Raw genomic sequence first — 21342 nt, forward strand, 5'->3', positions numbered from 1 at the left:
ACGTACGGTTCTTAGAGGGGCGGCACTTGGTAACAAGTGTCGTCTACTCGACAAAAGTTTGTTATACACACATCCACTATACGGTGATCCCTACACCACACTCACCACCAAAAAAAGCGCAGACCTTTCGATCTGCGCTTTTCAGTTTTGCATAACCTAGCCTAGATTAATGCGGCCTGTAAGAAAGTGATTAACCCACATTCTTACGTGCGTTTTGGAACATACGCATCCAAGCACCATTCTCGCCCCAACCTTCTGGAGACCAAGAGTTAGCAACAGTACGGAATACACGCTCTGGGTGAGGCATCATGATAGTCACACGGCCATCCGTCGTTGTTAGACCTGTGATAGCGTTTGGCGAACCATTCGGGTTGTTCGGGTATTGCTGCGTTTGGTTACCGTTGTTATCAACGTAGCGTAGAGCAACCGTACCTGAGTTTTCAATCGCGTTTAGGTGGTCGTTGTCACGCACTTCTACGCGGCCTTCACCGTGAGAAACAGCGATAGGCATACGAGAACCTTCCATACCGTTGAAGAATACAGAATCAGACTTCTGAACTTCAACTAGGCTGAAACGAGCTTCAAAACGCTCTGATTCGTTACGAACGAAACGTGGCCAGTACTCGGCACCAGGGATAAGCTCACGTAGGTTAGACAACATCTGACAACCGTTACACACACCTAGAGAGAAGGTATCCTCACGCTTGAAGAAGTTTTCAAATTGGTCACGAGTCGAGTCGTTAAATAGAACTGATTTAGCCCAACCTTCACCTGCGCCTAGTACGTCACCGTAAGAGAAGCCACCACAAGCCACAAGGCCGTTGTATTCTTCTAGTACCGCTTGACCTGTTAGGATGTCGCTCATGTGAATATCAGTTGCTTCGAAGCCTGCACGGTCGAATGCTGCTGCCATTTCAACGTGAGAGTTAACACCCTGATCACGTAGAATCGCCATCTTAGGCTTAGCACCTGTGTTGATGAACGGTGCTGCGATGTCTTCGTTTACGTCAAAGCTCAGTTTCACGTTCAGACCTGGGTCCGAGTTGTCTTTCTTCGCTTCGTGTTCTTGGTCAGCACATACTGGGTTATCACGCAGACCTTGCATCTTGTGCGTTGTCTCAGCCCAGATAGTACGTAGTTCAGTACGGTTACGTTCAATCACTACAGACTCGCCAGACTTAATCACTAGTTCATCTGATGCTTCCCCTTCACCAACAACGCTGCCAATCACATGAGAACATGCTTCTAGACCGTTAGCTGCAAGAGTAGAAAGTACTGCGTCTAGGTCGTCGTTACGGACTTGGATTACTGCACCTAGCTCTTCGTTGAACAGTACTGCTAGCGTGTCTTCACCTAACGCTTCAATGTTTGCATTAACACCACAGTGACCTGCGAATGCCATTTCTGCTAGCGTTACGAATAGACCACCATCGCCTTTATCGTGGTAAGCGACAACTTGGTCGTTCGCTACAAGTGCTTGAACGCCTTCGTAGAAACCTTTTAGTTGCGCTGCGTTGTCTACGTCTGCTGGCTTGTCACCAAGCTGCTTGTAAACCTGTGCAAGTGCTGTTGCACCCATACGGTTTTTGCCGTTACCTAGGTCGATAAGAACTAGGCTTGTATTACCTTTGTCAGTGCGAAGCTGAGGAGTAATCGTCTTACGAACATCTTCAACACGTGCAAACGCAGTGATAACAAGAGATAGCGGAGACGTTACTTCTTTCTGCTCGCCATTCTCTTCCCACTTAGTCTTCATCGACATTGAGTCTTTACCCACTGGGATAGTTAGACCCAGAGCTGGACATAGTTCTTCACCAACCGCTTTAACCGCTTCGTAAAGACCTGCATCTTCACCTGGGTGACCTGCTGGAGACATCCAGTTAGCCGACAGTTTAATGTGTTTGATATCGCCGATGTTGGTCGCTGCAATGTTAGTGATTGCTTCACCAACCGCTAGACGAGCTGACGCGCCGAAATCAAGTAGTGCAACTGGCGTACGCTCACCAAGAGACATCGCCTCACCGTGGTAAGAGTCGTAACTTGCCGCTGTTACCGCACAGTTAGCAACTGGAACCTGCCATGGGCCAACCATTTGGTCACGAGCTACAAGACCCGTTACCGAGCGGTCACCGATAGTGATTAGGAATGTTTTCTCTGCCACTGTTGGTAGGCGAAGAATACGGTCAACCGCTTCGTTTAGTTCGATACCAGAACGGTCAATCGCAGGATTGTTTGCTTTTAGCGTCTTCGCGTCACGGTGCATCTTAGGTGTTTTACCTAATAGGATGTCCATTGGCATGTCGATTGGCGTGTTGTCGAAGTGTGAATCTTCTAGTTTCAGATCACGCTCTTCTGTTGCTTTACCAACCACTGCATATGGTGCGCGTTCACGTTTACAAATCGCGTCGAACGTTGCCATATCTTTATCAGCAACCGCCATAACGTAACGCTCTTGAGATTCGTTACACCAGATCTCAAGTGGGCTCATGCCCGGCTCATCGTTTGGTACGTCACGTAGATTAAAGATACCGCCACGCTCGCCATCGTCGACTAGCTCAGGAAGAGCATTCGAGATACCGCCCGCGCCCACATCGTGGATAAATGCGATTGGGTTCGCATCACCAAGCTGCCAACAACGGTCGATAACTTCCTGACAACGACGCTCCATCTCTGGGTTTTCACGTTGTACAGAAGCGAAATCAAGATCTTCAGAAGAAGAACCAGAATCCATTGAAGATGCCGCACCGCCGCCAAGGCCGATGTTCATCGCAGGACCACCTAGAACGATTAGGCTTGCACCTACCGGGATCTCTTTCTTCTGAACGTGCTCATCACGGATGTTGCCAAGACCACCAGCTAGCATGATTGGTTTGTGGTAACCACGCACTTCTTCACCTGCGTGAGAGTTTACTTTCTCTTCGTAAGTACGGAAGTAGCCAAGTAGGTTTGGACGACCAAATTCGTTGTTGAATGCCGCGCCACCAAGAGGACCTTCAAGCATGATATCCAGAGCAGTAACGATACGGCTTGGCTTACCAAAGTCAGTTTCCCAAGGTTGAACGAAGTTCGGGATCTTAAGGTTAGATACAGAGAAAGCAACAAGACCCGCTTTTGGCTTACCACCAATACCGGTTGCGCCTTCATCACGGATTTCACCGCCTGAACCTGTCGATGCGCCTGGCCACGGTGAGATTGCCGTTGGGTGGTTGTGCGTTTCAACTTTCATCAAGATGTGTGTTTTTTCTTGGTGGTAGCTGTACTGGCGAGTTTCTGGATCTGGGAAGAAACGACCAACTTCAGAACCTGTCATTACCGCTGCGTTATCTTTATAAGCAGACAGAACATGTTCTGGTGTCGTTTCAAAGGTGTTCTTAATCATCTTGAACAATGATTTTTCTTGCTTAACGCCATCGATAGTCCAATCAGCGTTAAAGATCTTATGACGACAGTGCTCTGAGTTCGCTTGTGCAAACATCATTAGCTCGATGTCCGTCGGGTTACGACCTAGCTTCTCAGTGAAGCTTTCAAGAAGGTAATCAATCTCATCTTCTGCAAGTGCAAGACCTAGGGTAACGTTTGCTTTTTCAAGCGCTTTACGTCCACCAGTTAGTAGGTCAACTTCCGCATAAGGAGCAGGCTCAGCAACGGTAAATAGTGCCGTCGCTGATTCGAAGTCAGTGAAAACCACTTCCATCATACGGTCGTGCAGGGTTGCTTTCAGCTCAACAAGTTGATGTTCAGAAAGTTCAGCAGAGGTTTCAATGTAGAAAGCAGTACCGCGCTCTAGACGTGACACTTTAGCCAGTCCGCAGTTGTGTGCGATATCTGTTGATTTTGAAGACCAAGGCGAGATAGTGCCTGGGCGTGGCGTTGCAAGCAGCAGTAAACCTTCAGGTTCATGCTCTTCAATCGTTGGACCGTAAGTCAGTAGCTTTTCTAGCTTCTCAACTTCAGACTCATCTAGGTCTGCCGTTAGATCAGCAAAGTGGGCAAACTCAGCGTAAATACCTGTTACAGGTAAGCTTAATTCACGACAAAGCTCTAAAAGCTTGTTAACACGAAACTCAGATAGAGCTGGGGAGCCACGCAAAATTCTCATGTGCTTACGTCTCTTATGCAGTTGATTAAGGTAGTATTGGAATAAATTCAGTGGGTTAAAGGAAAAACCTAACTGTTTTCTTCGAAGCTATTCCCGAAGGTTTAAAAACCTATGCCGATCCCACCTCTTCAATGCGAGCGCATTATAAAGCATTTCTTTTTGTGACGTAACACCAAAAACAACCGTTTGCGTGATTTTTTTTATCTTTCTGCGTAAATGGTACTTTTGCTGCATTTATCACCACTTTTACAACTGTTTAATTAAACCTGCTTTGCCAGCCTTGCGGGGTTTGGTATAAAGGAGCTTCCACTTTTCGAGATTTCATTTTGATGCCTAAATTTACGCTCATCTTTTCGTCTAAGTTCCTTCTGCTCGCCATCGCCCTATTTGGGTTGGCTGGATGCCAGATTGAATCTGAACCTAAAAGTGTCCTTGAGCAGATACGAGATCGTGGCGTTCTTCGTGTCGGCACCCTAAATAACCAACTCTCTTATTACATCGGTCCTGATGGTCCTGCTGGCTTGGATTACGAATTAGCTCGTGAATTTGCGCAGGAGCTTGGTGTAAAGCTTGAGGTTAAACCCGCTTACCGTTTGTCTGGCTTGTTCCCTGCACTGCAGAAAGGCGAAATCGATCTTATCGCGACCGGCTTAACGCAAAACAACAAACTGACACGAGCTTATCGCGCCGCACCTGCTTATTACTACGTAAGCCAACAGGTCGTATACAAAAAAGGCCAGTGGCGACCGAGAAACCTTGAACAACTGATCAATTTCGAGAATGAGCGTCAGGTTGACTTTGTTAAAGCACAAACTGAATCAGAAGAGGCGGCGTCTACTGACACATTAACGCCATCTTTGGTTGTGGTGAAAGACTCACACTTTGAGCCAACACTAAAGCAGCTGCAGAAAACACACGATGACTTTATCTATGATGCGGTCGGCAATGCTGATATCAACGACCTGCTCAAAGAAGTATCGACTGGCGAGCGCTTATTTACGGTTGCGGACTCAATTGAGCTGTCACTGGCACAACGTTTATACCCAGACGTAGCTTTGGCTTTTGAACTGACAGAAGACCAACCTATCTCTTGGTATTTGCAGAAGTCTGAAGATGAAAGCCTTTATGCTCTGTTGATTGAGTTCTTCGGTAACCTAAAACAGTCTGGTGAACTGGCTTCACTAGAAGAGAAATACATCGGCCACATCGGCACTTTTGACTACGTTGATACTCGTGCCTTTATCCGCGCACTGGACAGCAAGTTGCCAAAATGGTCGCCGCTATTTCAAAGGTACTCTCAAGAATTTGATTGGCGCTTGATTGCCGCTTTGGCCTACCAAGAATCACACTGGAACCCTGTTGCGCGCTCACCAACGGGTGTTCGTGGCATGATGATGTTGACACTGCCCACCGCGAAGAGTGTTGGGGTAACCAACCGTCTCGACCCGAACCAGTCGGTACAAGGCGGTGTTGAGTACCTGCGTCGTATCGTGAACCGAGTACCAGATTCAATCACTCAACGCGAAAAGATCTGGTTTGCACTTGCTTCATACAATGTCGGTTACGGGCACATGATGGACGCGCGTCGCCTCACGAAGGCACAAGGTGGCGATCCCGATGCTTGGGGCGATGTGAAAGACAGACTGCCTCTGTTAAGACAGAAGAAGTACTACAGCCAAACTCGCTACGGCTATGCGCGTGGTGATGAAGCTAGAAATTACGTTGAGAACATTCGCCGTTATTACCAAAGCATCATCGGCCATGTAAATAAGCGTAATAAAGAACAAGAAGAGAGTCTTGAGGGTTTGATTGTCATCCCACCTTTAGAGACTTCTAGTGCTGAATCAAGCATTAGCGCTGCTGAATCGATAGTAAGCAGTTCTGAGCCTTCACAGTAAAACCCAAAAGAGCAATGCCATCTAGCATTGCTCTTTTTTATTGTCTTTTTTCGACTCTTCTTTCATCACTAAGGGATAAGGGAAGCAGGCAAGAAAATGATGATGAGATCTAGAGTGTCATATTGCAGTAACAATCGAACCTTATAACGGCACACCACAATCAAGATTATGCTCTGTTGCACTGCAATGCTGGCTTTAGACTAGAACGGCTCTTCTATTTAAGCCAAGCGTGCGACAGGCCAAACAAACGAATAACACTATAATTAAATCGTTAGTCCAAACTAAAAAGTCAGACGACAAATAGGAAATCATTGAAATGATGAAGAAACTGAAATCGAAACGCCTTGATAAGACCGTTGCTGCAAACCGTCGTAAGCGTATGCTTTCAAATAATAAGAAGAAGATCATTTGGCGCAATCGCGCTTTCATGCAGATGATTGCTGAGTAAATGTAGTTACTCAGTCAGTTTGCTTGGCACTCTTGCGATAGAGAGTGCCGAAAGTACGCTGCTATTTCTTATTGCCAGCCTTCATCTCTGCTTCTAAACGCTGCTCTTCCAACAGACGTTCTTGCTTTCGCTTCTCTTTTATCTCTTTTCTACGACGCTTGAAAAACGCTTGTAATTGCTCACGGCACTCTTCCTCTAACAAACCATGTTCAACGTCGGCATAGTGGTATGAGGCCTGGCTTTCAAACAAATTCAACACTGTACCTGCAGCGCCTGCTTTTAAGTCTGGAGCACCAAACACAATGCGCTTTACTCGGCTGTGTAGCAAGGCACCTGCGCACATTGGGCAAGGCTCTAGCGTAACGTATAAAGTGGTATCGAGTAGCCGATAGTTTTCTAAGGCTTGACCGGCTTTACGCAAGGTTTCAATTTCTGCGTGTGCCGTAGCATCGTGGCTGCCAATCGAACGGTTCCATCCTTCAGAGATAATCTCCCCATCTTTTACTAATACTGCACCAACAGGAACCTCTCCCTCGCTCTCTGCTTGCGTAGCCACCTCGATGGCGCGTCGCATGAAGATTTCATCTTGAGGGGTGAATTGATGGTCTGACAAAGGGAACTCCAGAAACAAAGGATAAAAACGAAAATAGGTATGCGGTGAAGCATACCTAATCTTAGAGATAATGAACAATAAAGAGGTAATAGACAACAACAGACAATGAACCATTGCCGCTTGCTGGTTGGTCGAACTGTTAGCTATTAGCGTCTTCTATGTCATCGGCTATTGGCGTCGCTTTGATACTCACAATGCGATTGTTCTCAACAGAGATAATTTCAAACTGCCACTGCTGGTATTGAACAACTTCGCCTGCATCCGGTAAGCACCCTATTAACCATGTCACAAGGCCATTCAGCGTTTGGAAGCTCTCGCTTTCGCCCTCAAAATCCGATAGCTCTAAACGGTTTTTCAGTTCACTGATAGGAATCAATCCATCCACCAACAAACCGTCTTCCACTTGCTCGGTCCAAAGATCGTTCGGATTATTCGATAGCTCGCCAGCAATCGCCTCAAGAATATCGTAATGAGTCACAAGACCTTGAACATCGCCATACTCGTCGACAATGAATGCCATCTCGGTGCCCGACTCTTTAAAGTAGCCAAGTAGACGCAGAGCTTTCATCGATTCTGGAACATAGATCGGCGAGCGAGACAGCCCCATGATCACTTGAATGCTTAGATTGCCCGCCTGATTCAGCAAGGCTTTGGCTGACACTGTACCCACCACTTTATTGAGGTGATCTTGGCACAATGGAAACACACTGTGTTTTGATGAACGCAGTTTCTTTAATATCTGCTCAACGGGTTGGTCGACATCCAGAAAGTCGATGTCTCGACGCGGAGTCATCAATGAGCTCACAAGACGATCATCAAGCTGCAAGATATTACGAATCATCTCTTGTTCGCCGCGTTCAATCACACCCGATTCTGAGCCCTCTTTCACAAGTGCATGGATATCATCTTCGGTAACGCTATCTTCTTCACCGCCTCGGCCCATCAACTTAAGAATACCTTCCGTTGAAGCCGACAACGCAAACACAAACGGCGTCGCGATTTTAGATAACCAGAAGATTGGCAGCGCGACTAACACAGCAATGTTTTCAGCTTGAGACTGAGCAAAACGCTTTGGTACCAACTCACCGACAACGATAGCGAAATAAGTAATACCTACCACCACAACCGCAGTAGACAAGATGTTCGCTTGTGTTGGGTTAGTCCCCACAGTTCAAGTTGAACGGCTAGTGGAGCCGATAGCGTCGCCTCACCCACAATCCCGCTGAGTAGGCCGATTACCGTGATACCGATTTGGATTGTAGAGAGGAAGCGGGTTGGGTTTTCTTTGAGATCAAGAGCAACCTGAGCGGAGCGGTGTTTTTCGGCTAAGCGTTTCAGCCGACTATTTTTTGCTGCTACCAATGCAATCTCAGACATGGCAAACAGACCATTTAAAACAATTAACCCTACTAAAAGCAGAATTTTCATGTGGCTTGGATTTCCTAAATTTACCGGCCAACAATTAGCCGTAATCCGGAGTATAAGCTGAGTGCCTTTATTTTGAATATAAAAAGTTTTGGATATAGAAAGTTTTGGATATAAAAACCTTGGATATAAAAAACGGAAAAAATAGCGAAAAAAAGCCCGCACATTTCGGTGCGGGCTTAGCAATGAATAAAGCTTAGTTTTGCTTAGTTCAATCTTACATTGTGTAAGTGTAAGGTGCTTGGATACCTAGTGGGATACCAAGAGCCCAGTAAGCTAGCAAGAAGATAGACCAACCGATTAACATCGCAATCGAGAATGGCATCATTAGAGAAGCTAGAGTACCGATACCTGTCGACTTAACGTAGCGCTGACAGTAAACTACAACCAGTGGGAAGAACACCATTAGTGGAGAGATGATGTTAGACACTGAGTCACCTACACGGTAAGCCGCTTGAGATAGCTCAGGAGAGATACCCACAACCATTAGCATTGGAACTAGGATAGGACCAATCAGTGCCCACTTAGCTGAAGCAGAACCAACAAGAAGGTTAACTGCAGCCGTTAGTAGAATCATACCAACAACCGTTGCTTCACCTGGAAGGTCCATCGCTTTCAAGCCTTCAGCACCGTAAAGTGCCAGCATAGTACCGATGTTTGATTGAGCGAATGCAGATAGGAACTGAGCACAGAAGAACGACATTACAATGTATGCGCCCATCGTTGCCATCGTCTCAGACATTGCTTTGATAACATCATTACTATTCTTGAATGTACCCGCTACACGGCCGTAGACGATACCCGGAATAATAAACAGGATGAAGATCAGAGGAACGATAGACTTCATTACTGGTGCTGAGAACGCCGTTAATTCGCCTTCAGGTGAACGAAGTGCTGAGTTTTCAGGCATTAGAGCCGCGATAAGCAGACCAATACCGGCAACCATTGCCCAACCAGCGAATTTGAATGCTTTAGATTCAATGGCTGTGAACGTACCTAGATCAGGTGCTTGTTCTGCATCTTCATCTACAGGCGTATTAGCAAGACGAGGCTCGATAATTTTCTCTGTAACGTACCAACCAATTGCCACAATTAGAATTGAAGACAAACCAGTAAAGAAGATGTTCGCTAGAGGGTTGATCACATATGCAGGGTCAAGAACGTTTGCCGCTGTTTGAGTGAAACCAGCTAGTAGCGGATCAATACCTGAAGGGATAAAGTTCGCTGAGAAACCACCTGATACACCAGCAAACGCTGCTGCAATACCCGCTAGAGGGTGACGACCCGCAGCGTGGAAGATGATACCGCCAAGAGGGATTACTAGAACGTAACCTGCATCAGCTGCTGTGTGAGACACGATAGCAACCAAGATTAGCATCGGCGTTAGTAGCTTAGCTGGCGTGAAGTTAAGCATCTTCTTAAGGCCAGTCGTAATGAAGCCTGAAGAGTCTGCAACGCCAACACCTAGCATAGCAACAAGTACGATGCCTAGAGGTGCGAAGCCTGTGAACGTGGTAACCATATTCGCTAGGAAGCTAGCAAGCGCTTCACCAGTTAGTAGGTTGTTTACTTCAAGAGCAGCACCCGTTTGAGGGTTGATTAAGTCGAATGAAAGATTCGATAAAAGTGCAGATGCTACCCATACAATAACTAGAGCCCAGAAGAACAGGATTGCTGGATCTGGAATTTTGTTGCCGGCGCGTTCAATGAAGTTTAGAAAGCGGTCCATACCACTGATCTTCTCAGTCGATGGTGCTTTTTTTACGGCTTGGTTACTCATTGTAACTCCATATGTGATGTTGTTTTGTTTAGGCCTAATATAAGTTTTGACCACGGCCTATTGGTACAGCACATATTCTATTAAAGTCGTTGTTAAAAAGCACAAGATTCCACCTGATTTTCCATAAATGGAGACATATTTTGCAAAAACACCATACAACCACAACAATATAAAAACATAAAAAACACCATTCCATATACAGAGTTTTAACTAGCACGTAAACAATGTCCGAGGAGTGAAAATTATCAGTAAAAGGGGTAGCATGAGCCTTGGCATGCAGTAAACGTTTGCTTGAGGGTCAATCAAACTCACTGTATTTGGAGAGCATAGTTTCGAGGTAAATACTTTGTGCGTGGTTCATACGATCTTGCCATGCAATTGTGACAGTAATGCTTTTTAATGCGCTAGACAGAGCACCGTTTGCATTAGTCACTTCACAAGTCATGGCATAGGCAGACCCCGACAAACCGGATAAAGGATCTGAACTTGCTGTGTTGAGACAATGACTCGCCTGATTTAGTTCTGAAAAAGGAATTAAACCTACCGCCCCACTCGCATTAGACGCCCGAGTTCGATAATACTCCATCTGCCTTTCAGCAAAATGCAGCGCCTCTACGCTGTGGAGCGCAAAATCCGATTTTTGTTCAGCGTAGACCTGTAATTTAACCAGCCCTAGTGAGGCAACGCCAATCAACAGAAAAGAGATAAGAACCTCTATCAAGCTAAAACCTGAGTTCTTAGAAATCATTCCATGATCCTCGCTTCCACTTCGCTTTTAAAGGAGTGCTATGAGGGTTGTATTCACCGGTATAATCCAAATTGATTGAACCCTGAATTGTCGATAACCCACCAACGGAATCAAAGAACATCCCTCCTTTAGGGAAAAAAGAAGCAAATCCAATATAAACCGAATTACTCTGTACTAAATCAGTAATAGGAATTGTATCTGGAACTTTAGCCCACAAACCACTCAGTAGGTCGGTATCAGTATCGGGAGAGTTAGTGTTATCGAATACGGTCATATCATTTAGATGATAAAAAGCCCCGTCAAATACGCTCGCGTTACCATTCGCAACGATGCCGTCCTGAATCACTAAAGAGCGAGGCGTAATAACCCCTGGGATAGGTTCAACTACATTAATCGCAGGTGAATAAACGACGCAATCACCTATAACCCATACCTTATTCTCCCCACTTGAAAAGGCATCATTAATGGCTTTGCTACACTTATTTCCTTCATATTCACCATCAACCAAGTCAATATGCTTAGGGGGGACAACTGTCCGATCAATAAGGTCTATAACATGATAATCAAGCTTAATTTGGTCAATGTTCTCTGACGTCTTTGGCACGCCAAAATAATTAGAGAACGTATCGATATCCGGATCGAATTTGAAATCTGATTGAAAAGAGTTTGAAGGCAGCGCCCCAACGGAGTCGATGGTTGCATCATTGCTAATATTGGTGGTTTGTTGGCAAGACTCAAACGTAGAAAAAGGAGGTGACTCTGGAGTAATGGTCTTCAAACGTCCTCCTCCCTTTTGCTTATAGATAACACTATCTAAAAATCGAACCGATACACACTCGTTAATACCATCAACAGCAGTAAGAGCAATATCAGGATTAATATCGATATTGTGATCAGAAATAAATTCTAAACTCGAATTGGTTTGCATTACTCCTAATCCCGAAGCGTCTACAAAACTAATCTCTTTGTTCAGCGATAAAGACTCAGAACTCGACACCAATATATTTGGCGTGAGTGCTTCTGATCCCAACGTAACGACTTTCGACTGCTGACAATAATCCATTAAATCATTGGGAATAGCTGTCAGATCATTTTCAGCGATGTAAGTGAAGCCACACTCCAAGCCTCCTTCCGATCGCCAGTGTTCTTGTCTGCCCTGCACTTCATTCTGTGCGACTTTAATTTGATGGAATACACTGCGATACGTGCCTAATGTCACCACTAAAGCACCAATTAAAAGCACTGACGTAATCAATAACGTCACCACACCACGCTGCTTTTTAAATATCATCATTGCCAGTTCCTCTGCTTAACGGAAACCGAAACAGATTTGGAAACACCTGCGGTTGGGATTGACGCTGTAATACTGATATCAGTGAGCGTGCTCTTGATAGAATTCTGCTCCAATACTTGGGAATTAATGCTGAACTCATCAACATCAATGAGGTTGTCATCGAACAGTGAGTAACATCCAGTAACCTCATGAAATGTAGGAATTGCCTCCGATACAGTGGTGCCCTTCTCACATATTTGCAGTTTGGTTCCATTTTTTCTGTAAACGATATTTCGATGTTCTTTACTTGCGCTTGAGCCCTCTCGGAAGTAAACAAAACCAACCGCAATAGCGCCACTCACTTGGATAGTATTACTCGCACCGGATAGCTTTATGGAATCGCCGTTTGAACCATCGTAGCCTGCTCGTTGGATATCCTCTTTCATCACCTGCATGGTGCTGGTTAGATTTTGTAGCAGTAATAGCTCGATGCCTTTATCTTTGGCGATTCTCTGCCCCGTAATAAACACACTGCCAATAATAGAAATCGCGAACACACCAATCACAGAGGCCACCATCAATTCAATCAGTGATGTTCCTCGTTGCTTGTTAGGCGCTGCCACTATCGGCTTAACACGCATAATAGCCATACTGAGCGCTCGACTCGCCGCATACCTTAATTCGTCCTGGCGGGCTAGATAGCTTGATCAAAAGTCGATCAGTGGAAGTACCATTAGGGAATAGATAAATTGTCCCCCTGGAAGGCCTTCCTCTAACACTCTCAAAGCTGATTCTTGCGCCGGTGTAGTTATGGGAAAACGATAAATCTCGAAATGGTTTACCCGACAACATCAGTAACGTTTCACCAGAAAGGTCTTCAGTAGGCTTTAACCTTACAGTCCACTCTCCGGTTGATTGCACCTCATTTTTATCCATAGAGAAATGTACCCACAGATCTTGATTCCTTTTGACCGATTCAGACTTGGCCTGAATGAGAAAACCATTCAACTCTCCGGCGAGTCGCTGCATCTTGACGGTTTCAGTAACCGAACTAAAACTCGGGGCAGCCGTCGCTATCAGTATCGACAGTACCGATACCGTTATTAACAGCTCTAACAAAGTAAACCCGCGAGTCATTTCCCAAATTCCTATGTAACTCAATGCGTAACCGCATTTAATCTTGCAGCGATGCTACCACCGGAGAAGAATGGGCTGAGCTATGAAAGGAAACTACTCGCGATGATTCGAAAAAATATATGCAACAGCAACAACTTAAGCATGAGAGGGATGACATTGATCGAGTTATTGCTCGCTGTCGCTATCGTGGGGATACTCGGTGCAATTGCTTACCCAAGTTATACAAACCATGTCATCAAAGCGCATCGAGTCACAGCAATGGTCGATATGACCAAGATGCAACTGGAGATGGAGACCTTGTACACGGGGAACTATGCGTCGGCAGCGGAGAATATTATTTCAGGAGGGACATGCTTGTTTTGCGATACCGATACTAGCCGATACACGCTAGCGATCTCTGCGAGTAGCACCACCTATTCAATTCAAGCGGAACCGCTTTCGCAGCAAGTAAATGATGAATGTTTTGACTCGAATACCGATAAGTTGGAATTGCACCACTCGGGCATTTCGGAGCCAGAAACGTGTTGGAAGTAACAAGAGCAACCACCAAAGGGCTCTAGAATTTATCTGATAAATCTCGACTCTTTCTTCTCGAGCTTCTTTTCCCCTGATCTACAGATACAAAAAAGCCTGCTAAACGAGCAGGCTTTTCCAACTTTATCAATAACTTAAATCATTAAAAACTCAAGGCATCAATAACCTAAGACATCAATAAATTTGATTACTTAGTTAGGTCATCGAAGAAGTTTTTAACGCCGCTAAAGAAACCTTCAGACTTTGGCTTATGCTTGCTTGCCGCTTCACCACCACAGGTTTCTTCGAATTCACGCAGTAATTCTTTCTGGCGAGCGCTTAGCTTAACTGGAGTCTCAACCACTAGCTTAACGATTAGATCACCCACACCGCCACCACGAACGCCTTTCACGCCCTTGCCACGCATACGGAACATACGGCCCGTTTGTGTCTCTTCTGGTACCTTAAGGTTTACACGACCATCCAGTGTTGGAACTTCAACTTCACCGCCTAGAGCAGCCATAGAGAAGCTTACTGGTACTTCGCAGTAAAGGTTGTTGCCGTCACGTTCGAAGATGTTGTGCTCTTTTACGTGTACTTGTACGTACAGATCGCCAGCTGGAGCGCCGTGCTCTCCCGCTTCGCCTTCGCCAGATAGACGAATACGATCGCCAGTATCAACACCAGCAGGGATCTTAACGTTAAGTGTTTTCGTCTTCTGTTTGCGACCTTGACCATGACATGAGTTACATGGGTCTTTGATGATCTTGCCTTTACCGTTACAAGTAGGACAAGTCTGTTGAACCGCAAAGAAACCTTGGCGCATTTGTACTTGGCCGTGGCCATGACAAGTGCCACACGTTTGTGCAGAAGAACCCGCTTTCGCGCCGCTGCCGTCACAAGTATCACACTCTACAAGTGTTGGTACTTCGATTTCTTTAGAAACACCACGAACCGCTTCTTCTAGAGAAAGTTCCATGTTGTAACGTAGATCTGAACCACGTTGTGCACGCTGTTGACCGCCACCACGACGACCGCCGCCGAAGATGTCGCCAAATACGTCACCGAAGATATCGCCGAAGTCACCTTGGCCACCGCCGCCGAAACCACCGCCGCCGCCCATGCCACCTTGTTCAAAGGCTGCATGACCGTATTGGTCGTAAGCTGCTTTCTTTTGAGAATCGGTTAGGATCTCGTACGCTACTTTTACTTCTTTAAACTTATCTGCTGCGGTCTCATCACCCTGGTTACGGTCCGGGTGGAATTTCATCGCTAAGCGTTTGTACGCTTTTTTAATATCGCGCTCTGATGCATCGCGGCTTACGCCTAATACTTCGTAAAAATCACGTTTTGACATGTTCTAGGTCACCAAAATAATTGCTACTACCGAATGATCACTTCAGTAGTCTGTGTATCAATCTAGATAAAAGTTCTGCCGGCTGAAATGCCGAATAAAGCTATTATCTAGATCGACAAGTCTAAATACAAATTTACGGGCGTGAGAGTTACCTCTGACGCCCGCAATAATAAGTCTTTGAGACAAATTTCTAAGCAGATAGCTTGAGTCCTAAGTGGAAGCGCGGAGCCTACGTTAGTAGGTGGACACTTCCGATAACGAAATCAGGCTACTCTGCGACGAAATTATTTTTTGTCTTCTTTAACTTCTTCAAACTCAGCGTCTACAACATCGTCGTCTTGCTTAGGTTGTTCACCAGCGTCAGCACCAGCTTGTTCAGCTTGAGCTTTCTGTTGAGCAATTTCCATTAGCTTTTGAGCTGCTTGCATAAGTTCTTGAACTTTAGCGTCGATAGCTTCTTTATCGTTACCAGACTTAACTTCTTCTAGTGCAGTGATAGCCGCTTCGATTTTAGCTTTCTCGTCTGCAGGTAGAGCTTCACCAGCTTCTTCTACTTGCTTCTTAGTGCCGTGAATCATTTGGTCAGCTTGGTTACGTGCAGTTACTAGCTCTTCGAACTTCTTGTCCGCTTCTTTGTTAGCTTCTGCTTCTTGTACCATTGCTTCGATCTCTTCCTCAGACAGGCCGCCTGATGCTTGGATAGTGATCTTCTGCTCTTTACCTGTTGCTTTATCTTTAGCAGATACGTTCAGGATACCATCAGCATCTAGGTCGAATGTTACTTCGATTTGTGGCATGCCACGTGGTGCTGGTTGGATACCTTCTAGGTTGAACTGACCAAGAGACTTGTTGTAAGTCGCTTGCTTACGCTCACCTTGAAGAACGTGGATAGTTACTGCGTTTTGGTTGTCTTCAGCTGTAGAGAACACTTGATCCGCTTTAGTAGGGATAGTTGTGTTTTTCTCGATAAGCTTAGTCATCACGCCGCCCATCGTTTCGATACCGAAAGATAGAGGAGTAACGTCTAGTAGTAGAACGTCTTTAACGTCACCAGCTAGTACACCACCTTGAACAGCAGCACCCATTGCAACAGCTTCGTCAGGGTTCACGTCTTTACGTGGCTCTTTACCGAAGAATTCAGTTACTTTAGCTTGAACCATAGGCATACGAGTTTGACCACCAACTAGGATAACGTCAGTGATTTCGCCTACAGATAGGTCAGCATCTGCTAGAGCAACTTTTAGTGGCTCAAGAGAACGTTGAACTAGGTCTTCAACTAGAGACTCAAGCTTCGCACGAGTCACTTTGATGTTCATGTGCTTAGGACCAGTCGCATCAGCAGTAACGTAAGGTAGGTTTACGTCAGTTTGAGTAGTAGAAGAAAGCTCGATTTTCGCTTTTTCTGCTGCTTCTTTAACACGCTGCATTGCTAGTGGATCAGATTTAAGGTTGATACCTTGCTCTTTCTTGAACTCATCTACTAGGTAGTTGATCATGCGGTTATCGAAATCTTCACCACCAAGGTGAGTGTCACCGTTAGTTGAAAGAACTTCGAAAGTCTTCTCGCCTTCTACTTCATCGATTTCGATGATAGAGATATCGAATGTACCACCACCAAGGTCGTATACAGCGATAGTGCGATCACCACCTTGCTTGTCTAGGCCGTAAGCTAGAGCAGCAGCAGTTGGTTCGTTGATGATACGTTTAACATCTAGACCAGCGATACGGCCAGCATCTTTCGTTGCTTGACGTTGAGCATCGTTGAAGTAAGCAGGAACAGTTACTACTGCGCCAGTTACTTCTTCGCCTAGGAAGTCTTCAGCTGTTTTCTTCATTTTCTTAAGAACTTCAGCAGATACTTGAGGAGCAGCCATTTTTTGGCCTTGCGCTTCTACCCATGCATCACCGTTGTCAGCCTTAACAATGTTGAAAGGCATGATTTCGATATCGCGTTGAACTTCTTCATCTTCAAAACGACGACCGATTAGACGCTTGATAGCGAACAGTGTGTTTTGAGGGTTAGTAACAGCTTGACGTTTTGCAGGTTGACCAACTAGCGTTTCGCCTTCTGTGTATGCGATTACTGATGCTGTTGTGCGTTCGCCTTCAGCATTTTCAATTACGCGTGGTTTGTCGCCATCAAGAACAGCAACACAAGAGTTAGTAGTACCTAAATCAATACCAATGATTTTACCCATCAGGCCATCTCCGAAATATTTTCTATTAAGTTTTTGCTATACCCACATATGTGGGGGTGGTAATCAGGGAATCAACCCTAATACACAAAATTAAAGTGCAAATGTAATTTGCTTTCGTATGCACCATAGATAAGGGCTCATGAAGCCTTTTCAAGGGTGAAAATGGATTTTTTTATATTTATTTTTATAAAAGCAATGATTAGGTACGAATGAATATCATTACTACCTATATAAGTCCTATAACTGGGTTTGTTCACCCTCTACTATCCTTTCTTGTAGCAGAGTCTTGTTTCTGTAAACTAACTCTCGAAGAGGCTCCCCCTTACACAACAACCCAGACTGCACTTTCGTTTGTTGAGTAAAAATAGACAAGGGGCCTTCTCACCCAATAAAAAACGGAACCACTTGGGCTCCGTTTATCTACTCAGGGTTTCAGCTCAGATTAAATCTATAGCGGAAAGAGTCTCTGAATTAAACTTCTGCTTTTTGCAGCTCAGCTTCTTCGTTAGCTTCAACGCCAATTTCGTTTTCAGATTTAGCAACGATAGTGTTCACCGCTGTGTCACCCACTACGTTTGAAGAAGTACAGAACATGTCACAGATACGGTCAACAGCAGCAACAATCGCTAGACCTTCTGGTGGTAAACCTAGTTGGTGCAATAGAACACCTACCATCACAACACCGCCACCAGGAACACCACCAGCACCGATAGACAGTAGCAGGATAGTTAGACCAAGAGTGAAGATATCAGCAGTATTGATTGGCTGACCAAACGCGTTTGCTACGAACATAGTTGCGAGTGCAATGTAGATAGATACACCAGACATGTTCATTGTTGCACCCAGTGGTACACCGAAACCTGCTACTGACTTAGATACGTTTAGTTTGTCAGTAAGAGTACGCATTGTTACTGGGATTGTTGCGTTCGAACTTGCTGTAGATAGTGAGAATAGAACTTGCTCACGCGTTGCACGTAGGAACTGCTTTGGAGAAATACCAGTGAATGAACCAACCATCATTGGGTAGAAGAAGAAAATCCAGAACACAAGCATTGCAACCACAAGCGCCACATAGCCAGCAACTGACATTAGCGTGTCTGCATCCAGTGTTGCGCCCAGTTGAATCATCAGAGCAAATACACCGTAAGGCGCCAAGCTCATTACTAGGCCGATAAGCTTCATCATGATTTCGTTAGCCATCTTGAATGTCTTGATAGCTGGGCCACCACGAGAATCAAGCGCTTGAATAGCAAGACCTGTCAAAATTGCCATGAAGATAATTTGTAGCATGTCGCCGCTTGCAAACGCTTCTACAGGGTTGCTAGGAACGATGTTAACAACAAGAGAGAAGATATCTGGTGTTTCAGTTGTTGTAAGCGCAATTGTCTCAGAAACCGTACCCGCAAGGTTCGCACCTGCACCTGGTTGGAAAATAAGACCAATCGTTAGCGCTGCTGAAATCGCGATGATGGTGTTAATAATGTAAAGACCAAAGGTTTTACCACCAAGACGACCAAATGAACGAATATCTTTTAGCTCAACAATACCGCAAACAATAGATACGTATACAAGAGGAACTACAAGCAATTTGATAAGTGATACGAACATACCACCAGCACCTTCGGCAGCGCCAAGTAGATACGTATCAAAAATAGCAATACCGCTGAATAGGTACTGAATAGCAGTACCAATAAGTAGACCGGCGAACAAGCCTACAAAAATTTTACTTGAGAGCGATTTATCCATCGTTCTTCTCCAGTTTGTTGTGTTTAAAATTTGTACTTTTATAGTTATATATGCGACCCAAATCGCTATATGGCAGTGGATTTTACATACAAAGATAACAATTAAAAGTATTTATTTACAAAAACATCACAAGTGTGACATCAAAACATTTACTCAATCACAACAAGTTTCATAACACAAAACTCTAAATCGCTGATCTGAATGAAATAAAAAGAACGACATTCTTAATGCGGTTTTGATGCTTATTTACGTGGACTCTCAAGTTATAGGCACAAAAAAAGAGAGGCCTATGCCTCTCTTTTTATTTTACGCAAACCAGTGATTTATTTTGTCGCAGCGACTGATTCAGTCAATGCGCCAGTCAACCACTTGGCAACGTAATTCGTCATTACTTAGCAACCATAACCATCGCTGGGCGAACCACACGACCGTTTAGTTCGTAGCCTTTTTGCATCACAAACATAACCGTGTTTGATTCGTGATCTGGGCTTTCTTGGATAGACATCGCTTGGTGGAATTCAGGGTTGAACGCTTCACCTTCAGGGTTGATCTCTTTGAGACCAAACTTAGCAACTGTGTCTACGAACGTTTTGTGCGTTAGCTCAACACCTTCATACAGTGGCTTAACCACTTCGTTTTCAGCGTCTGCCGCTTGCATTGCACGCTCTAGGTTGTCGATTACAGGAAGCAGACCTTCAGCAAACTTGTTCAAAGCGAATTTACGCGCTTTATCAATTTCTTGTTCGCTACGGCGACGCATGTTTTCAACTTCAGCTTTCGCGCGAAGAACAGAATCTTGCTGCTCTTTCACTTTAGATTCGCTAGAAAGCAGTGCAGCTTCCAGTTGAGCGATTTTTGCTTCCTGCTCATCAGCAGCGTCTTCATTCAGTTCAGCTTCTTCAACTTTCTCAGCTTCAGCGATGATCTGATCTAGCTCTGCTTCGGTTACTTTGTTTTCTTCGTTGCTCATGATATCTCCAGAATTCGTTTTCAATGCAAGTGACAGGCGTGTTTGCGCCCCAAATTGATATAAAACACTCGCATAGACGTTCAACTTGCCTTTATTATGGGGATGAAGAATTTTGATTCAAGCCTAATTCGTTTGGAAACGTTATGAAAAAGCCATTTGAAGTCATCGCCATTATCGGTAAACCTCGAGATCAGCAAGCAATTCAGACTCATAGAGAGCTCTATCAGTGGTTAAGTGCTGAGGGTTATCAAGTGTTTGTTGATGACAGACTCGCCACTATTTTGGACGACATCCCAAAAGAACATTTTTCTAGCCTGATTGAATTAGGTAAACGCGCCGATCTCGCTATTGTGGTCGGTGGTGACGGAAATATGCTCGGTGCCGCTAGAATCTTGTCACGTTTCGACATTTCAGTGATTGGTGTTAACCGAGGTAATCTTGGTTTCCTAACCGATCTCAACCCTGAAAACTTCCAGAGCGCGTTGACTGATGTTCTCAAAGGCGAGTTCATGGAAGAAGAGCGCTTCTTACTTGAAACGGAAATTCATCGTCACGGCCAGATAAAAAGCCACAATGCGGCACTTAATGAGGCAGTACTGCACCCCGGACAAGTGGCGCACATGATCGAGTTCGAAGTGTATATCGATGATAGCTTCGCCTTCTCACAGCGCTCTGATGGCTTAATCGTCTCAACACCGACAGGTTCTACCGCCTACTCGCTTTCCGGCGGCGGCCCTATCCTGTCATCAAGCCTAAATGCTATCTCACTCGTGCCAATGTTCCCGCATACCCTTTCAAGCCGCCCATTAGTGGTGGATGGCAAGCGTCGTATTAAGCTTATCGTATCGCCTGATAACCGTGGAACTCAGGAGGTGAGCTGCGATGGTCAAATCTCACTGCCTGTTTCTCCTGGTGATGAGATCCACATTTACCAAAGCCCGAATGTACTTAAGTTGATCCATCCTAAAGACTACAACTACTACCATGTTCTACGTAACAAACTAGGTTGGTCGAGTAAGCTGTTCTAAAAGAATAAACGCTCCAGTGGTAACCGAAAATTTGAAAGGCTGACGACATTCGTCCAATGCCGTTCGGATAAGCATTACTGTTTGAATCTAAACGGATATTTAGCTGGAA

14 protein-coding genes and 2 pseudogenes are annotated in these 21342 nt (G+C 45.0%); 4 read left to right on the top strand and 12 right to left on the bottom strand.

Annotation, left to right across the window (positions count from 1 at the left end):
• Positions 1 to 190 precede the first annotated feature (190 nt).
• Complete coding sequence (gene purL / locus ACED46_RS18540; protein WP_371722129.1) at positions 191 to 4099, bottom strand: phosphoribosylformylglycinamidine synthase; 3909 nt, start codon at positions 4097 to 4099, stop codon at positions 191 to 193.
• Between the two features lie 329 nt (positions 4100 to 4428).
• Here purL and mltF point away from each other — a divergent pair, with 329 nt between their 5' ends.
• Both mltF and ACED46_RS18550 read left to right on the top strand, forming a co-directional pair.
• Complete coding sequence (mltF, locus tag ACED46_RS18545; RefSeq protein ID WP_371722131.1) at positions 4429 to 5997, top strand: membrane-bound lytic murein transglycosylase MltF; 1569 nt, start codon at positions 4429 to 4431, stop codon at positions 5995 to 5997.
• A 316-nt stretch (positions 5998 to 6313) separates the two neighbouring features.
• The gene (locus ACED46_RS18550) at positions 6314 to 6445 is read left to right on the top strand and encodes a hypothetical protein (protein ID WP_017059878.1); all 132 of its coding nucleotides are present in this window, start codon (positions 6314 to 6316) and stop codon (positions 6443 to 6445) included.
• A gap of 61 nt (positions 6446 to 6506) precedes the next feature.
• Here ACED46_RS18550 and tadA read toward each other — a convergent pair.
• The 7 genes and pseudogenes from tadA to ACED46_RS18585 all read right to left on the bottom strand — a co-directional run bounded on the left by tadA (position 6507) and on the right by ACED46_RS18585 (position 13421).
• Positions 6507 to 7111: pseudogene (gene tadA, locus ACED46_RS18555) on the bottom strand (tRNA adenosine(34) deaminase TadA).
• Positions 7112 to 7197: 86 nt separating this feature from the next.
• Positions 7198 to 8486: pseudogene (locus tag ACED46_RS18560) on the bottom strand (hemolysin family protein).
• 214 nt (positions 8487 to 8700) lie between these two features.
• Positions 8701 to 10263 (bottom strand): AbgT family transporter, encoded by a 1563-nt coding sequence (locus ACED46_RS18565; RefSeq protein WP_017059875.1) that lies wholly within the window; start codon positions 10261 to 10263, stop codon positions 8701 to 8703.
• A gap of 298 nt (positions 10264 to 10561) precedes the next feature.
• Entirely contained in the window at positions 10562 to 11011 is a 450-nt protein-coding gene (locus ACED46_RS18570; protein ID WP_017062783.1) for a prepilin-type N-terminal cleavage/methylation domain-containing protein, read from the bottom strand.
• Positions 11001 to 12305: a hypothetical protein gene (locus tag ACED46_RS18575; RefSeq protein ID WP_017062784.1), complete on the bottom strand. Its 1305-nt coding sequence runs from the start codon at positions 12303 to 12305 to the stop codon at positions 11001 to 11003. Before ACED46_RS18575 ends, ACED46_RS18570 begins: the two co-directional genes overlap by 11 nt.
• Positions 12302 to 12934 (bottom strand): PilW family protein, encoded by a 633-nt coding sequence (locus ACED46_RS18580; protein ID WP_029235082.1) that lies wholly within the window; start codon positions 12932 to 12934, stop codon positions 12302 to 12304. The genes ACED46_RS18575 and ACED46_RS18580 overlap by 4 nt, the downstream gene beginning before the upstream one ends.
• Positions 12915 to 13421 (bottom strand): GspH/FimT family pseudopilin, encoded by a 507-nt coding sequence (locus ACED46_RS18585; RefSeq protein ID WP_017067642.1) that lies wholly within the window; start codon positions 13419 to 13421, stop codon positions 12915 to 12917. The genes ACED46_RS18580 and ACED46_RS18585 overlap by 20 nt, the downstream gene beginning before the upstream one ends.
• A gap of 102 nt (positions 13422 to 13523) precedes the next feature.
• On the opposite strand from ACED46_RS18585, the gene ACED46_RS18590 reads away from it, so the two are divergent.
• Positions 13524 to 13955, top strand: a complete 432-nt coding sequence (locus ACED46_RS18590; protein WP_371722133.1) for a type IV pilin protein — start codon at positions 13524 to 13526, stop codon at positions 13953 to 13955.
• Positions 13956 to 14142: 187 nt separating this feature from the next.
• On the opposite strand, the gene dnaJ is transcribed toward ACED46_RS18590, so the two are convergent.
• The 4 genes from dnaJ to grpE form a co-directional block, all read right to left on the bottom strand.
• Complete coding sequence (gene dnaJ, locus ACED46_RS18595; protein ID WP_017068546.1) at positions 14143 to 15291, bottom strand: molecular chaperone DnaJ; 1149 nt, start codon at positions 15289 to 15291, stop codon at positions 14143 to 14145.
• A gap of 284 nt (positions 15292 to 15575) precedes the next feature.
• Positions 15576 to 17489, bottom strand: coding sequence for a molecular chaperone DnaK (gene dnaK / locus ACED46_RS18600; RefSeq protein WP_371722134.1), 1914 nt, complete (start codon positions 17487 to 17489; stop codon positions 15576 to 15578).
• A 471-nt stretch (positions 17490 to 17960) separates the two neighbouring features.
• Positions 17961 to 19235: a dicarboxylate/amino acid:cation symporter gene (locus ACED46_RS18605; protein ID WP_371722135.1), complete on the bottom strand. Its 1275-nt coding sequence runs from the start codon at positions 19233 to 19235 to the stop codon at positions 17961 to 17963.
• Between the two features lie 388 nt (positions 19236 to 19623).
• Positions 19624 to 20205, bottom strand: a complete 582-nt coding sequence (gene grpE, locus ACED46_RS18610; protein ID WP_017069543.1) for a nucleotide exchange factor GrpE — start codon at positions 20203 to 20205, stop codon at positions 19624 to 19626.
• A 143-nt stretch (positions 20206 to 20348) separates the two neighbouring features.
• On the opposite strand from grpE, the gene nadK reads away from it, so the two are divergent.
• On the top strand, positions 20349 to 21233 hold the full coding sequence (gene nadK / locus ACED46_RS18615; protein ID WP_017066747.1) for an NAD(+) kinase: 885 nt from the start codon (positions 20349 to 20351) through the stop codon (positions 21231 to 21233).
• Positions 21234 to 21342: the final 109 nt, after the last annotated feature.

The sequence above is a fragment of the Vibrio sp. 1S139 genome, from assembly GCF_041439475.1.
Lineage (GTDB): Bacteria > Pseudomonadota > Gammaproteobacteria > Enterobacterales > Vibrionaceae > Vibrio > Vibrio crassostreae_C.

Bases quoted from the DNA above. Each gene is read 5' to 3' on its own strand.
- dnaK (WP_371722134.1), bottom strand. From the start codon at position 17,489: ATGGGTAAAATCATTGGTATTGATTTAGGTACTACTAACTCTTGTGTT.
- ACED46_RS18565 (WP_017059875.1), bottom strand. From the start codon at position 10,263: ATGAGTAACCAAGCCGTAAAAAAAGCACCATCGACTGAGAAGATCAGT.
- mltF (WP_371722131.1), top strand. From the start codon at position 4,429: ATGCCTAAATTTACGCTCATCTTTTCGTCTAAGTTCCTTCTGCTCGCC.
- purL (WP_371722129.1), bottom strand. From the start codon at position 4,099: ATGAGAATTTTGCGTGGCTCCCCAGCTCTATCTGAGTTTCGTGTTAAC.
- ACED46_RS18580 (WP_029235082.1), bottom strand. From the start codon at position 12,934: ATGGCTATTATGCGTGTTAAGCCGATAGTGGCAGCGCCTAACAAGCAA.
- ACED46_RS18585 (WP_017067642.1), bottom strand. From the start codon at position 13,421: ATGACTCGCGGGTTTACTTTGTTAGAGCTGTTAATAACGGTATCGGTA.
- nadK (WP_017066747.1), top strand. From the start codon at position 20,349: ATGAAAAAGCCATTTGAAGTCATCGCCATTATCGGTAAACCTCGAGAT.
- ACED46_RS18575 (WP_017062784.1), bottom strand. From the start codon at position 12,305: ATGATGATATTTAAAAAGCAGCGTGGTGTGGTGACGTTATTGATTACG.
- ACED46_RS18570 (WP_017062783.1), bottom strand. From the start codon at position 11,011: ATGATTTCTAAGAACTCAGGTTTTAGCTTGATAGAGGTTCTTATCTCT.
- grpE (WP_017069543.1), bottom strand. From the start codon at position 20,205: ATGAGCAACGAAGAAAACAAAGTAACCGAAGCAGAGCTAGATCAGATC.
- ACED46_RS18605 (WP_371722135.1), bottom strand. From the start codon at position 19,235: ATGGATAAATCGCTCTCAAGTAAAATTTTTGTAGGCTTGTTCGCCGGT.
- ACED46_RS18590 (WP_371722133.1), top strand. From the start codon at position 13,524: ATGATTCGAAAAAATATATGCAACAGCAACAACTTAAGCATGAGAGGG.
- dnaJ (WP_017068546.1), bottom strand. From the start codon at position 15,291: ATGTCAAAACGTGATTTTTACGAAGTATTAGGCGTAAGCCGCGATGCA.
- ACED46_RS18550 (WP_017059878.1), top strand. From the start codon at position 6,314: ATGATGAAGAAACTGAAATCGAAACGCCTTGATAAGACCGTTGCTGCA.